This window comes from Symplocastrum torsivum (assembly GCF_059505465.1).
Genome location: NZ_JCACKQ010000016.1, coordinates 53335 through 68139, shown reverse-complemented (window position 1 = coordinate 68139; position 14805 = coordinate 53335). Strand labels below are relative to the sequence as shown.

The 14805-nt window shown below is 43.9% G+C and carries 15 protein-coding genes; 9 read left to right on the top strand and 6 right to left on the bottom strand.

Annotation, left to right across the window (positions count from 1 at the left end; genetic code table 11):
- The first annotated feature begins 166 nt into the window (after positions 1-166).
- Complete coding sequence (locus AC5JL3_RS05830; protein WP_496073573.1) at positions 167-1501, top strand: AAA family ATPase; 1335 nt, start codon at positions 167-169, stop codon at positions 1499-1501.
- Positions 1494-2099, top strand: a complete 606-nt coding sequence (locus tag AC5JL3_RS05825) for an RloB family protein (RefSeq protein WP_496073572.1) — start codon at positions 1494-1496, stop codon at positions 2097-2099. The genes AC5JL3_RS05830 and AC5JL3_RS05825 overlap by 8 nt, the downstream gene beginning before the upstream one ends.
- Positions 2100-2141: 42 nt before the next feature.
- Here the strand turns inward: AC5JL3_RS05825 and AC5JL3_RS05820 are convergent, their stop codons facing one another.
- The gene (locus AC5JL3_RS05820; protein ID WP_496073571.1) at positions 2142-2771 is read right to left on the bottom strand and encodes a DUF4352 domain-containing protein; all 630 of its coding nucleotides are present in this window, start codon (positions 2769-2771) and stop codon (positions 2142-2144) included.
- A gap of 242 nt (positions 2772-3013) precedes the next feature.
- Positions 3014-4852: an ABC transporter ATP-binding protein gene (locus tag AC5JL3_RS05815; RefSeq protein ID WP_496073570.1), complete on the bottom strand. Its 1839-nt coding sequence runs from the start codon at positions 4850-4852 to the stop codon at positions 3014-3016.
- A 91-nt stretch (positions 4853-4943) separates the two neighbouring features.
- Here AC5JL3_RS05815 and AC5JL3_RS05810 point away from each other — a divergent pair, with 91 nt between their 5' ends.
- Entirely contained in the window at positions 4944-5546 is a 603-nt protein-coding gene (locus AC5JL3_RS05810; RefSeq protein ID WP_496073569.1) for a GNAT family N-acetyltransferase, read from the top strand.
- Between the two features lie 431 nt (positions 5547-5977).
- Here the strand turns inward: AC5JL3_RS05810 and AC5JL3_RS05805 are convergent, their stop codons facing one another.
- Together AC5JL3_RS05805 and AC5JL3_RS05800 are read right to left on the bottom strand one after the other, a co-directional pair.
- On the bottom strand, positions 5978-7045 hold the full coding sequence (locus AC5JL3_RS05805; protein WP_496073568.1) for a Fe(3+) ABC transporter substrate-binding protein: 1068 nt from the start codon (positions 7043-7045) through the stop codon (positions 5978-5980).
- A gap of 306 nt (positions 7046-7351) precedes the next feature.
- Positions 7352-8020, bottom strand: a complete 669-nt coding sequence (locus AC5JL3_RS05800; RefSeq protein ID WP_192219998.1) for a Fe2+-dependent dioxygenase — start codon at positions 8018-8020, stop codon at positions 7352-7354.
- 204 nt (positions 8021-8224) lie between these two features.
- Between AC5JL3_RS05800 and AC5JL3_RS05795 the strand changes: the two genes are divergently transcribed.
- The 3 genes from AC5JL3_RS05795 (at position 8225) to AC5JL3_RS05785 (ending at position 10073) form a co-directional block, all read left to right on the top strand.
- Positions 8225-8512 carry a hypothetical protein gene (locus AC5JL3_RS05795; protein WP_496073567.1) on the top strand — a complete coding sequence of 96 codons (288 nt, stop codon included), beginning with the start codon at positions 8225-8227 and terminating at the stop codon, positions 8510-8512.
- Between the two features lie 178 nt (positions 8513-8690).
- Positions 8691-8918 carry a DUF167 domain-containing protein gene (locus AC5JL3_RS05790; protein WP_496073566.1) on the top strand — a complete coding sequence of 76 codons (228 nt, stop codon included), beginning with the start codon at positions 8691-8693 and terminating at the stop codon, positions 8916-8918.
- A 180-nt stretch (positions 8919-9098) separates the two neighbouring features.
- The gene (locus AC5JL3_RS05785) at positions 9099-10073 is read left to right on the top strand and encodes a 50S ribosomal protein L11 methyltransferase (RefSeq protein ID WP_496073565.1); all 975 of its coding nucleotides are present in this window, start codon (positions 9099-9101) and stop codon (positions 10071-10073) included.
- 360 nt (positions 10074-10433) lie between these two features.
- Here the strand turns inward: AC5JL3_RS05785 and AC5JL3_RS05780 are convergent, their stop codons facing one another.
- The gene (locus AC5JL3_RS05780) at positions 10434-10643 is read right to left on the bottom strand and encodes a hypothetical protein (protein WP_496073564.1); all 210 of its coding nucleotides are present in this window, start codon (positions 10641-10643) and stop codon (positions 10434-10436) included.
- 75 nt (positions 10644-10718) lie between these two features.
- On the opposite strand from AC5JL3_RS05780, the gene AC5JL3_RS05775 reads away from it, so the two are divergent.
- On the top strand, positions 10719-10910 hold the full coding sequence (locus AC5JL3_RS05775) for a hypothetical protein (protein WP_496073563.1): 192 nt from the start codon (positions 10719-10721) through the stop codon (positions 10908-10910).
- A 94-nt stretch (positions 10911-11004) separates the two neighbouring features.
- Here AC5JL3_RS05775 and AC5JL3_RS05770 read toward each other — a convergent pair whose 3' ends face one another.
- Positions 11005-12954: a protein kinase domain-containing protein gene (locus AC5JL3_RS05770; RefSeq protein ID WP_496073562.1), complete on the bottom strand. Its 1950-nt coding sequence runs from the start codon at positions 12952-12954 to the stop codon at positions 11005-11007.
- Between the two features lie 430 nt (positions 12955-13384).
- Here AC5JL3_RS05770 and AC5JL3_RS05765 point away from each other — a divergent pair, with 430 nt between their 5' ends.
- Both AC5JL3_RS05765 and AC5JL3_RS05760 read left to right on the top strand, forming a co-directional pair.
- Positions 13385-13765: a surface-adhesin E family protein gene (locus AC5JL3_RS05765; protein WP_496073561.1), complete on the top strand. Its 381-nt coding sequence runs from the start codon at positions 13385-13387 to the stop codon at positions 13763-13765.
- Between the two features lie 50 nt (positions 13766-13815).
- Positions 13816-14616, top strand: a complete 801-nt coding sequence (locus AC5JL3_RS05760; RefSeq protein ID WP_496073560.1) for an aminotransferase class IV — start codon at positions 13816-13818, stop codon at positions 14614-14616.
- The last annotated feature ends 189 nt before the right edge of the window (positions 14617-14805 follow it).

The following is a 14805-nucleotide window of genomic DNA, read 5'->3' as shown; positions in this document are numbered from 1 at the left end:
TGATTTGGTTCTATGACTATATTTCGGAGAACGATTGAGCTAACCGGGAGATAACCTTTGCAATTCAACAGATAACCTAGGCTCCGTTCCGATTCAGCAATTTGGTCAAACAATCTTATACCTTAGCGGTTTAATTCAGTTACTGCTATCCTCAAGGCAAGAAGCTGTGATTTTTTCACACATTCTCGCCCTAAACCTAAAAGTCTATGCCATGCTTATCGAATTTAGTGTAGGCAACTACAGATCGTTTAAGGAGCAAGTCACCTTTAGCATGGTGGCAGCTAACCTTGTCGCGAAAGACAAAAAGCTCGATGAAAACAATGTTTTTGAAGTAGATGATGATCTTAAACTACTTAAGAGCGCCGCAATATACGGTGCAAATGCTAGTGGTAAAAGTAACATAGCTAGAGCTTTGAATTTCATGGGATGGTTCATGATTAATTCTTCTAAAGAGACTCAAAGCACGGAAAAAATCGGTGTTGAGCAATTTAAGCTCAACACTGAAACTGAAGATAAGCCATCTTTTTTTGAAATAGTATTTTTAATGAATGGTAAGAGATATAGATATGGATTCGAGGCAACTCGTGACAAAGTTGATTCTGAATGGTTATTTTATGTTCCTAAATCAAGAGAAACTAAACTGTTCGAGCGTAAACTAGATAATATTAGTGTTTCTAAAATTTATAAAGCTGATGGTATTCAACAAAAAACAAGACATAATGCTCTCTTCCTGTCTGTATCTGCTCAATTTAATGTCAAGATTGCAGAAAAAATCTTAGATTGGATAACAAACACAGTTAGAGTTGTTTCTGGCTTAGATGATGAAGGCTATCGAGAATATACAGTTATTTGTTTGACGGATAACGAAAATAAAGATGAAATCATTCAGTTAATCAAAAAATTAGACTTGGGATTCGGCAACCTCAAGGTAAAAAAAAGTGAAGTCACTGTTAATTACTTTCCTAATGAACTACCAGATGAAGTAAAAAACTTTATTATAAAAAATGGGAGAAAAGCAATATCAGTATCAGTTCAGACCATGCACCAAAAAATTGATGAAACAGGAAATCCTGTGTCTACAGAGCTGTTTGATTTAGATGAGCAAGAATCTGAGGGAACTCAAAAAGTGTTTGCTTTAGCAGGACTTCTTGTTGACACACTGAAAAATGGTAAGGTTTTAATTATTGATGAATTTGATGCTAGAGTCCATCCTTTTATCAGTCGTGCAATTGTTGAATTATTTAATTCCAATGAAACAAATCAAAATAATGCTCAGTTAATATTTATGACTCACGATACTAATTTGCTTAGCAATAAACTTTTTCGTAGAGATCAAATTTGGTTTACCGAAAAAAATAGATATGGTGCAACAGATTTGTACTCTTTAGCAGAATATAAAGTACGTAATGATGCATCATTTGAGAGTGATTATATTAAAGGTAGATATGGCGCAATTCCTTATATCGGAAATCTGAATCATCTGCTCGACTCCCATGTCTAGAAGAAAGGTAAACTCTCGTGGATATTCACCTAGAAAAGTGGATACGAGGGAAGTCAGGCAGAGATTCTTGATCGTATGTGAAGGAGAGAAAACAGAACCTAACTATTTTAGGAGTTTCCGTGTTTCCACGAATGTAGCTGCAATAGATGTGCAGGGTTTGGGAGAGAATCCGAGCAAACTAGTTCAAAGCGCCAAGGAACTAAAAAAACAAGAAGATTATGATCACGTTTGGTGTGTGTTTGATCGTGACTCTTGGACTGTAGAAGATTTTAGTAACGCTATCAAAAATGCTAATGATCAAGGATTTAAAGTGGCTTATTCCAATGAAGCCTTTGAACTGTGGTATGTCTTACACTTTGAATTTCTCAATACTGGTATTCCTCGAAAGGATTATCTTCGGAAGTTAACTTCCTTACTTGGTCGGACATATCAAAAAAATAGCGAAACAATCTATGATGAGCTATTTGAGAAGCAGTCTACGGCTGTTAGAAATGCTGAAAATCTTTTTAAACAATACGAGCATCCCCATCCAGTCAGAGACAATCCATCCACAACAGTGCATCTGTTAGTACAGGAACTCAACAGATTCATTCAATGAGTAGACTTTGAACAATCTCCTTTTTTCTCCCCAGATATAGTCTTAGTCTAATTTAACTACGATTGGTTCGCAATTGAGAGTTTCTGATGACTTCTGTTGAGAAGAAGATGCTTCGCAATTAATACTATTAGGCTTAAAAAGAAGCTTCAGTTCTTTCGTTCCTTCTGGCACTTCAAATGCCACCTCACCCTGCTGTTCATCACCTGGGCTGAGTTGACCTGTAGGGCTTTGTACATCATCTAAAGCTCCAGCCAGGAGAGCTACCTCATACTGATTATTTTTACTATCTATCAGCCCAAAAGATACAACAGAAATAGTTTGAGAACTCTGTCCTTTGTTGGTAATTGTGGTAGATACTACTATCCACTTTTGTCCTTGATTCGGTTTGATTACTCCTTTGCCTTGATGTTCACGTATGCCGTTAACTTTAAATTCCAAATCGAGATTTTTATCTTTAATTGAAATGGGGATATCTATGTCATGTATCGTTTTTGGCAAGGATAGCGGTAAAGGCTTCAGCGCTGTTTCTTCAGAAGGCTGACTACTTGAGTTCTCAGCACTTGTCGATTCAGATGTATTGTGAGGGCGTTCTGTGGAAGAACACGCAGCTATCAGGGCAAGTAGAGTAATTGTTGCTATCCAGCCCATGAGGGCTTTTAAGAATTGATTCATACGTTCTGCGATCGCTCAATTGCACTTCTTCATACAGTTGACGTTCACTCGGCTGCCTAAGCTCCAGGGATATAAGACAATTGATGTAGAAACCTACCTCTACATGAATGCAAGCATTTTGAATGGCTCGTAGCAGTTCTCAGTTAAATGACGTACAGCGAAAAGCCGTGAAACCGCGTTGGAGTCAGGAAAACAAAAAAGCTCATAGCTGATAGCTTTCTGCTATGGAACGTCTCCACGGCTCAAGTCCCTAACATCTGCAACTTATACAAACTTGCGTATAGTCCATTCTCTTCCAACAGTTCTTCGTGGCTACCCGATTCGATCAACTCTCCTCGCTTCAGTACGAGAATCCGGTCTACGTTGCGAATCGTTGAGAGTCGATGGGCAATAATAATGGCTGTGCGTTTTTCTAACAATCGGTCTAAGGCTTGTTGAATCAATGCTTCTGTACCGACATCTAAACTTGCTGTTGCCTCATCCAATACCAGGATACTAGGGTCGCGAATTGCTGCACGGGCAAAGGCTAATAGTTGCTTTTGACCACCAGAGAGATTAGTCCCTCGCTCCCGTAGTTGAGTATCGTAGCCTTGGGGCAGTTGTTCAATAAAACTGGCAATGTTAGTAACTTTTGCGGCGGTTTCGATTTCTTCAAATGGGTAGGTTTCTCCCAATGTAATGTTGCCCTTAACATCTCCAGCAAATAGAAACCCCTCCTGAAGGATAACGCCCATATAGCGCCGCAAGTCTGCTTGGCGTAAATCACGAATGTCGATGCCATCGATGAGTATTCGTCCTTTTGTTGGCTCATAGAGGCGGCACAAAAGACGGATAATTGAACTTTTCCCCGCACCTGTGGGGCCGACTAATGCCACTTTTTCACCAGGATGGATAGTAAAGTCTAGGTTTTTTAGAACATATTCATCGGGTTTGTAGCCAAACCAAACCTGTTCAAAACGAATTTCTCCAGTCTGGGAGTTACCGTTTTGAGAGGCAAGAGTTAGATGCTGCTGGACACCATGTTCTGGATCGCGGATTTCAATCGGTTCATCCATAATGTCGCTGATGCGCTCAACTGCGGTGAACCCAGCTTGGATCATGGTGAACTTTTCTGCAAAGCGGCGCAAGGGGTCAAACAGACGCTGTGCATACAGGATAAAGGCTGACAACGCTCCAAAGCTAAGGGTATTTCCCAGGACAAACGAACCACCTAGCCAGAGTACAGCAGCGATCGCAACTAAGCTAATCCATTCTAGTGTCGCAGAAACAGCGGAATCGTGAAAGATGGTTTTGTCTACTTGAGTGACGTAGCGCTGGTTAACCGTGCGAAACATCTCGGCATTGAATTGCTCACGCCTGAACAGTTGCACGACGTTCATGCCAGCGATGTTTTCTTGCAACATTGAGTTAAGCGCTGATAGTTCTTCCCTTGCTTTGTAGTTCGCTTTGCGATACTGCTGCTGGAAGTAAATGATTAAACCCATAACAGGCACTAGCATTAGCACCAGCATCAATGCCAGTTGCCATTGCACAAAAAACATGGTGACTGCAATCACCACCATTGATAGGATGTCACCAATAATTCCAATTGCACCTGTAGAAAAGACATCTCCTAAGGCTTCGACATCGCTGGTGAGTCGAGTAATCAACCGCCCAACGGGGGTTCGGTCAAAAAATCGGGCGGCGAGGGAGGTTACATGATCAAAAAGGTCATCGCGAATCCCTGCCGTCATTTGTTGTCCTACCTTGACTACCAGATATCCCTGAACGGCAACAAAGACTAGCCGAACAATGATAGTTAGTAGCAACAACCCAATAAGTATATTTATCCCCTCAGTTAACGTGCTGTCTTTCAGAAAAAACCAGATTTGCTGTTCATCACGAAGTAAGGAGACAGCTTGTCCAATGATTAAGGGTTGAACGGCACTTGCTATAGACAACGGCAGCAATAAAGTGATGGAAATCAGTAACAAGCGGCTATTGCGACGGGCATAAGGTACTAACCGCAGGAAAAGCCGCCAGTCATTTTCTCGTACTCGTTGGCTTCGATTCGCCGAGCTAGGTGTTAAAAAACTTGACATTTACTATCTGATTTCTAATTTCTGTAAACAAAAACGGCAAAACGAAACACAAGCTTTCATAATGTAACTTAAAAGGTCTTATGTCATCATCATGCGTGAGATAGAAACAGAGAGACTGCTACTCAGGCAGTTCACAATGGATGATTTAGATGATTTATATTTTATTTATAGTCATCCTGATTTAAGTAAGTATCTGTCCAATGAACAACCGCTTCGCTTAGACCAAACTAGGGCAGCGATTAATTCGATAATAGAAAGCTGGCAACAGCATAAGTTTGGTGTCTGGGCAGTCGTTTATAAAAAACATAGAAAGTTAATTGGTCATTGCGGACTTAAGTTTCTCGAAAACACACCAGAAGTCCAAATTGGTTATTTGCTATTAAAAGACTACTGGAGAAGGGGTTTTGGTACAGAAGCCGCCGCTGCTGTGCTGAAGTATGGGTTTGATGTCGTAAAACTTGAAAGAATTGTTGCGATCGCAAAACCAGAAAACATTGCCTCACGCCGTGTAATGGAAAAAATAGGAATGAAATATGAAAAAGATGCCTACTACTATGACAACGATGTTGTGTATTATTCCCTTTCACGGCAAGCTCAGCAATTAGAAGCTCTGCAACTAAAGGACTTAGGAAAGTATGAGGAGCTTACTCTGCCTATTCCCCAACCTCTAGCCCCAGTCCTTGGAGGAATTTAGTTGATCGCTATACTCAATAAACTTGTTGTGGGTAAGGGTATTTTCAAGACAGCTTGAAGTGTTAGTTGATGTAGTAAAACTAAGCAGAGTTTTTGGGGTTTTTAATCTGAAACCTCAAATTCATACTGTCCAAAAAGTAGGAATAAAGAGACTACTTTGAGAACACCGATGTTGTTTATTGTACGCGATCGCGTGCAGCTTTCTAAGCTTTGGACAAGCCAGTTGAATTCATACATAGCAACTTAAATCAGTTGTTGGTTATTTGTTATTTGTATTCTTTAAGAAACAAATAACCAACAACGAAGCGGCAGACGGTTATCCCTCCCCTCACTAGAAGGAAGGGCTTTCCGTCGCTTTCTGTAGCCCTGCAAAAGCGTATTTAGAGACCGAATTTTCGACCCGTAATCAGTTGCCAAGCAAGATTGATTGACCTACTTCCAGCCCGCGCCATCGACGATTTTAATAACTTCTGGATTATTGCGCCCATAGGCAGCGACATTCACGGAATCAGCTTTAAACTTACCCAGTTGAGCAACTATAGGTTCCACTTCTACGCCTTCGACGACAGGGTACTCGTTATTCCCTTCCGCAAAAATCTTCTGGGCTTCTGGGCTAGCCAAATATTCCAGAAAAGCAACAGCGTTTTCTGAGTGCGGTGCCGTGGCGACAACTCCAGCACCACTGATGTTAACGTGGGTACCGCGTCCCTCCTGGTTAGGGAAGAAAACACCCGTCTTAGCAATAGCTGCTTTATCTTGTGCATCGTCTGATTTAGCAATGCGTGCCCAGTAGTAGTGGTTAACGATTGCCACATCACACACTCCCTTAGCTACCCCTGCAATTTGCTCGATATCCCCTCCTTCAGGTTCCCGTGCCAAATTGCTCACCAGACCTTTAGCCCACTCTTCGGTTTTCTCTACTCCCTCCGATTCCACCATTGAACCTAAAAGAGACTGGTTGTAGACGTTATTGGAACTGCGGACACAGACGCGCCCTTTCCACTGGGGTTCTGCTAGAGCTTCATAGGTAGACAACTCTGACGGCTTGACGGCATCCTTGTTATAAACAATCACCCTCGCCCGCTTGGTCAAGCCAAACCACAGTCCGTCTGGATGGCGCAGGTTTTCTGGAACGGCTGCTTTTAATACTGAGGAAGAGACGGGCTGAAATAATCCTTCTTCCTCTGCCCGCCAGAGACGACCTGCATCAACGGTGATAAACACATCCGCTGGACTGTTTTTGCCTTCAGTTTTAATCCGCTCGATTAGTTGATCGGCATCCGCCTCGATCAGCTTAACTTTGATACCAGTTTTTGATGTAAATTTGTTGTACAGTTCCTCATCAGTATTGTAGTGACGAGACGAGTAGACGCTGACAACTTTATCATCGTTAGCCGTTCCGACACCTGCTTGCTTGTTTGATTGAGGAGAACATCCAGCCGCTACTAATACAGCCAGTCCTGTCAGGGTCGCTACTAAACTACGTCGCGTCAGTTTCATGGTTTAATTCACTCTCATCGTGATGCTGTTGATATGAATCCTCAAGTTGGATAATGCTTCAACTTAATGCAAGTCTTTCTTAATTGTTCGCATAGCTTTTTGAAAGTATCTGAACTTTGTCAGCTTTGTCAAGAGTGTCTTTCACTACCCATGTCAAGGTTAAGGTCCGTAGGTGGTAGGTTTTAGGGGAAAATCTAGATCAAGACTTGAACAGATTGGACTTCGGGGAAATTCTAACTCCAAGACTCGCCGCTTACCTTACTACCTCACACGCCATAGCTGCTGCATTGAAAGGGGTAGCGTCTATCACTCGGCCCACTTCCGCAGCAAATTCGCATGGCTTTTCGAGATTAAGTCAAACTCGATTGTTTTGCCCTGTTTGGTAAAAATTGCTCTACGAGTCGTGTCTAAATCAAACAAAATCTCTCGTTCGCTTGGCTCACGTACTAAGCTCTGAACCCAACCTACAGCAACTAACCTAACGCCTTCCGTCACAGGCTCCACCCGATGTAGGGTAGAGGATGGGTAAACAATCACTGAACCAGCTTCGAGCTTGTATGCCTGTTCAGCGTCTGTGCTTTCTATCACTAACTCACCCCCCTCATAGGTAGAGGGCGGACTCAGAAATAGGGTGAGGGAAACATCTGAGCGCAGAAAATCTTGATTGCCCATTAATGCGTTATCAATGTGTCGGCCGTAGGACATACCTGCTTCGTAGCGGCTAAATAGCATTGAGTGAATGACTCGCGGTAGAACTGCCATCTGGAATACAGCATGGCGTTTTAGGGCAGCCTTGACTAAATCCTTTAAATCTTTGGCATAGGTAGCCTCGCTCTTGAGTTGAAAATTGTGTTTAACAACTTTGGCGTGCCAGCCTGCGGTAGTTTTGCCGTCTACAAAGTCAGTCTCATTGAGACTGGACGTAATAACCTGCAATTCCTCTGGGGTAAGGACGTTGGGGATGGAAAGAATCATCGTGGGAACCCCTATTAACAAACAACCTCTGGGTTGAGTTCAGACAGTAAAGCCTATGGATAAGCTTGGCCGAGGCGAGTAGTTTTACCTCTTTCTCTCCTGATGGCTCAACTTGTTACTTTAACTTTATAGTTGATAAAAGCTAGCAACAGTCAATGTAGCTAGTGCTTCTTTAGTGTGTTGACGATATATAGGGATACAAGAATGCGATCGAAATCTATTGCCGTGTTGTTATCACTTGGCTTAGCCGCTGGCATCAGTGCGTGTAATGCTGGTGAAGGTGGCGAACAAACCGAACAAACTCCAACTCCGGGGGCTGGAGAGGTTGAAGGTGGTGAAGGCGGCGAAGCTGGTCAAGAAGGAACTGAACAGACTCCAGGCGGTGAAGCTGGTCAAGAAGAAACTGAACAGACTCCAGGCGGTGAAGCTGGTCAAGAAGGGTCTGGAGTGATTGAAGGCGGAGAAGGTGGTGAAGGTGGCGAAGGCAATTAGACGTAAGACTACGTCCACAGCCTGCTGAAAAACACTAACTCGAAAATAGTTAAAAAACTGACAGCGAGACGCCGAACTGGGGATCAGCTCGTTGTCAGTAAAACGACTGATTGGTTTATTTTTAGGTGACAGTGGTTGTCCAAGTTAAGTTTTGAACTCCGAAAGTCGGCTTAGCGATATGCACAAACAAGTCAAAGTTAAACCTAATTCCAAAAAGCAAACAATAGAAGAATGTGCAGATGGAAGCCTGATAATACATCTAAAGTCACCACCTGTGGATGGTAAGGCAAATAAGGAGTTGATTGAGCTACTAGCAAAGAAGTTTGACGTATCGAAGTCTCAAATCCGAATCAAGTTAGGTTTATCCTCAAGAACGAAGGTAGTTGAAATCGACACTGATTCCTAGCTGAACCTTGAGGAACAATCGCTGGATGTGCGAGTTGTGCATTTACCTGTAGATTGGTTCGGTGCTCAAAACAAGAATCTCACGCGAGAATAAACAGAGCGATCGCATTAAGCGCATAGTCATGTGTGAGCTAATCAGTATTCGTTCTACAACTGTGCAGCTACACCAGAGGAAGAAACTATGCCGTGGATGGAATTGAGCCTTGATACAACCCACGAGGCGGTTGATTGGGTTCGTACATTGCTTGCTGAGACTCACAATCTTGGTGATGTTCATATTACAGAATACACGGAACCGAATTTACCCCACCGACGCGATCGGGATGTAGCACAACCCCAGTGGACGTTCACGATTCGTCTATATCTACACCACGATGCTTATTCAGAAGCACAAGTAGAAAAAATCGTTAATCTCCTCTCACCGTTGCACCGCACAGGACTAGCAACCACACCACAGGTGACTGTGGTTGAGGAGAAACCCATACAGGTAGAGGTACCTGACTCCCTGGTTCATCGGATTGGTCAACGATTTGTTGTACTCACTCCCGATGCACCTTATCAATCTGAGGCAGCAGACGAAGTAACCTTAAGATTGAAAACAAGCCTTTCCTTCGGAAGCGGACTACATCCAGCAACTATTGTCAGTCTCAAACTGCTTGAGCGGTACATCCTCCCCTCTATGAATGTCCTCGACCTTGGGTCGGGTTCGGGTATTCTAAGTGTTGCGATGGCGAAACTTGGGGCAAACGTCTTAGCGCTAGACAACGATAGTATTGCAGTGCAGGCAACCCAGGATGCTGTACGTCGTAATGGAGTAGAACAGCAGGTAACAGTGAGGGAAGGAAGCCTAGGACAGGGAAGCGACTTAGGACATTGGATGGGTGGGGATACCCTCGACAATATACCAACAATTGAGGCTAAAGCAAGCTTTGACCTCATCGTCACAAATATCCTTGCACGGGTGCATATTGCCCTTGCCGCTGACTTTCAACGGGCACTTCGTCGGACTGATGCGAATGGGGGACTACTCATTACATCTGGCTTTACTGCTGATTATGAGGACGAAGTGACTATGGCATTAACTGAGGCAGGACTCGAAGCCATCGATTGTGAGCGATTAAATGAGTGGGTAGCCCTTGCCCATCGCCTTGTATAAGCGATTCCACTTCAATTGCATCCCCTCAGTACAGATGATACTGTTGTCGATTTTCAGGGAGTCAGGCACCTCCGTCTTCTCTTGCTCCTAATGGAGGTAGGGCTTAGGTTTTGGGAAGAAAGCCAACAGCATCAAAGATTTAAAGACACAAAAAACCCATCTTTAAGGCTGCTGTTTTAATTTCATTGATTCCAAACATAAATAAATGGGAAATGGTTGTTATAGATTTTTTTGCGATCTCTCCTAACGTCTCAGATTTCATGAGGAGCGTGTCTCTATCCATTGAAATAAATCAGGCTATTTTATTGGGGATAAATCTAGAGAAGGAATCTAGGTTTTTACAGTTAATAATCAAGCAGATTAGGACTCACCTCTTGATGACTTCAATTCAGCTTTGTTATCATCTCCTTCTACATCAGCCGTAAAAAATGCTTGCACCAGTGACCACAAGAACCAGCAAATTCCAAACCCCAAAACGATAAGCATCAAAGGTGCTAACCCAGCAAAGGGAAAAACTACCGTCAGCAGCAACAGAGCAATCAACACTAATCTTATTAAAGGATTATTCATCTTTACTTTCCTGATCAACTCTCTGTAGTATTTCAGTTTGGCTTGAGGAAAGGCATCTAACGAGAGAAGTAAAGTATGAAAAAGAATGATTTAGAGTTTTATGACATAAGTGCAGAAATTGGTGGAACACCGATGCAAAAATCTATGCACTCTATCATCTCAATCAACCTCGTTTTGTGTTCTTCGGCTTTATACTACAAGAAAACAGGAGGGTTTCAAGTAAGACTTGGTGATAATCCTTCGGTGATGTACATTACGCAAAGCTGAAAAAGGAACTCTTTACTCCTCACAAGGGTAGTTTCTTAGAAGTGGATGTTAAAGAATCCAAATAACAAAGAACCAACAACCAACAACAACTCCTCTATCGCCCTAATTCTTTTCGAGCTTTCTCGCGTAATTTGCGGGCTTTAGGATGGTCAGGCTCGATTTGGAGGGCTTTGTCTAAAGCCGCGATCGCACGATCAAACCGTCCGAGGTTCCAGAGGGCTTCACCCTTAGTACTCCAAGCTTCTGCTGAATTTCGCCTCAGCGCGATCGCTTTATCCAAGGCGCGGATTGCTTCCTCAGAACGACCAAACCCTTGGAGGGCAATCCCAAAATCAACCCATGCTTCGGTAAAGTTTGGCTTGATTTTAGTGGCTCGTTCGTAGAGTTGTAGCGCGTCTAGGGGAAGCTTCTGCTGATCGAGGGCATTCCCTTTGCTCCACAACGCTTCTGCATAGTTGGGTTTGAGGTCGAGGGCATCGTTACAAGCGACAATTGCATCATTAGGTTTTTTGAGATTGTTCAAGCTGTAGCAACGTCCCCAGTAAGCTTCGGCTGTGTTGGGCTTGAGGGCAATTACCTGATCGTAGAGTTCCAGGGATTGTTGGGACTCTCCAGCTTGTCGCAAACGCTCAGCTTCCTTGAGAAGTTCTGCTGCTTGTGGCTTCTGCACAGACGGAGGGGAGGTTGGACTTTGGACAGATGAATTGCCAGGGCTTGAATTAGGGCTTGCGGTCGATATGCCGCGCTCAGCGATTCGATTGGTAGACAGAGAAGATAGCATGGTCTTCCCCATAAAAATGCTTGCACCCATGGCAGCGACAGCCGTAACAATGGCAACAATTGACCAAGGCTGACGCCACCATCTCGGTTTTTCCTCTGGTTCTGGTTTGGCGATCGCAGAGTTTGAGTCTGAAGAGTATATCTGCTGGTCTTCTAAAGGTGCTGTTGTATCTAGATTACCGTTGGTAGTTGAGGACATTTCTGGGGCTTGGGTTGGCAGCCAAATGTTTGTAGGTGTTAGCTCTACTTCAGACTCTGTTGGATATTTGTCTACCTCAGAATCTGTCTGTTTCTTGGTACCGGATGGCGACAGTTCTAGGTAGGTAGGTGCTTCTGTGATGTCAGGTATAGGCTGAGGTGGTGGTATTAAGTCCAAAATAGCTGATGGTAAGCTTCGCAGTGCTTCCAGAGCTTCTACGGCTGTTGGGTAGCGATCGCGAAAGTCATAGCGCACCATGCAGTCAAGAATCTCAGCTAGTTCTGGGCTAATCTGTACTGTGTGATGCTCACCTTCTGAATCACCACTGACCTCTCGCCAATTCAGTTCACCCGTCACAGGGTCTTCACCCAGACGCTTGGGGTGGAGTCCGGTTAACGCTTGGATGCCAAGCCGACCAACAGCGTAGACATCACTACTAAAGCGGGGATTCCCAGCCACCTGTTCGTTGGGCATATAGCCCTTCGTCCCAATGGAAATCGTTAAATTTGTCTGCCCATCGTCAGGTTCAACAATCTGCGTGCTGACTTGCTTCACCGCCCCAAAGTCAATCAGCACAATTCTGCCATCCCGTTTGCGGCGGATTAAGTTGGGTGGCTTGAGGTCACGGTGGATAACCTGCTGCTGATGGACAAATGCCAGCACTTGCAGAATATCTTGCAATAGAGCAACCACTTGTGTCTCTGACCACGGTTGACCTGGTACTAATTCTTCAGTCAGCGGTTCTCCTTCAACAAATTCCTGAGCAAGATAAAACTCTTGATTGTCCTCAAAGTGGGCTAAAAGCCGAGGAATCTGGTCATGGCTACCCAATTTGTAGAGGGCTTGAGCTTCTGTATCGAACAGGCGTCTTGCCATTAGCAGAGCCTTGGGGTCTTTCGTCTGTGGTTTAAGTTGTTTAACCACGCATCGGGGGTGACTCGGTAAGTGTAAGTCCTCGGCTAGAAAGGTTTGACCAAACCCACCCGCTGCCAGTTCGCTGATGATTTTGTAGCGTCCACCTAAGGGAGATGGCTCAGGGTTCGTTGGTTGAAGGTCTTGGCTCATCGTTGAACTGGCCTACTGGAAGTGAGTCAAAATCAAACAAGTATTGCGCTTGGAGATTCTTGCCAGAGGATTTAAGCGGCTCTCACATTTAACCCCTATTTAAGTAAATCGTTCTTTGTTAACCGTAGGCTGTTAACTGATAACGGTCAACACAACGGTAGTAAACAAAAAGCGACTAAATTCAATGTGTAAGTTAAATGCACATCAGCTTCTTCTGAATGGTTTGTCTTCAACCCAGAACGGAAACGATGCTTCACCCCGAATGTGATCGACTCCGTTGAACTCTGGGCTGTTCCTGTGAACAGCACTCACACGCTGTAATGCTCAGGTTAACGCAGTCAAGGAATATTCAGCATGGTTAGTATTGTGGCAGTCAAACACCCTGCTCAAAGTCTTCCCCTAGACCGAGCATTCGATTTTTGTTCTAGTTATGCTCAAATCCCTGCTTTTTGCCTTGGTTATCAGTATACTCACTAGCCTACCTGCCCTCGCTGAAAACTGGGTTTTGGTGACTCGTAGCCGAAGTGATGTTGACTACTACATTGACACAGAATCTATACAAGCTAGCAATAGCACTTACCTATTCTGGCAGATGTCTGTTCGCTCTGAACCCGATGAAACAGGGATAGTCGCAGAAAAGTCTTATATTTCAATGAGCTGTCCTCTACGGGGTTTTCGGGTAAAAGCGATCGCTCGTTTCAATGCCCAAGGAGAATTAGTCAATCGTGAGGAATTTAGTGAAAATGAACCTTTGCAATTTTTTACCTCAGATAGTATTGGAGAGGCATTATGGAAATCAGTGTGTAAGTAGCACCTTTTTTTAAGTAATACCCTTAGAACATTTAAATCTTTAAACTAGAGTTGTTTTGGTACAACGGTCAGTTAAAACAAACAGATTCTCTGGAACTGACGATTGATGAGCCAGGGTTGCTTTATGGTGCAACTGTTTTCACGACCCTGCGGGTTTATCATCAATCCTTAGACAGTCCACTGACGAACTGGAAGAGTCATTGCGATCGCTTAATCTCTAGTTTGCAAACTTTGGGTTGGCAGTTACCTAACTTGCCTCAAATGCGGCAAGGGGCGGATGTATTAAGTGCTTCCTATCCTATTCTCAGAATCACGATTTTTCCCAATGGGCGAGAGTGGATAACAGGGCGTTGTCTCCCCTCTGATTTAGAAAATCGCCAGCAACTGGGCATTACAGCATGGCTAGCGGATGCCCCTGAATATCGTCGTATCCTTCCAATGCATAAGACGGGTAACTATCTCCCTAGTTGGCTTGCTCAACAAGCTTCACAGAAGCAAGGAGCAATGGAGGCGATTTTGCTTGATGCCAAAGGGAATTGGTTAGAAACGAGTACAGGTAACCTTTGGGGTTGGAAAGATAACTGTTGGTGGACACCCCCCCTTGATGCAGGGATTTTACCGGGAGTTGTGCGATCACAACTGATTTCTTGGCTCAAGAAACAGAATCACCCAGTTCGAGAGCTAGTTTGGGACACAAAGTTGGTGCTGAGTTTTGAGGCGATCGCCTACACCAACAGTGTGGTTGAAGTCATTCCCATTCATACTGTCCTCAAAGCACCTGAAAAACTAAAGTATGACCCACTACATCCTAGTCTTAAGCAACTACGCTGTTGGTGGCAGATCTTGAGTTGATGCACAGGGCGCGGAAATCATTCCCCTATCTCCCCATCATCCGGCGAAGTGGTCAGAAACTTTCGCCTTGATGCACTAGTGAGTACAAAACTTCCACACTAGCAGCCCTAGATATTACCATGGATGAGTACAAGTAGTTGATGAAAGGCTTTTCTAGAGCCAATTGCATCAATTTTTCCTGAGAGACGT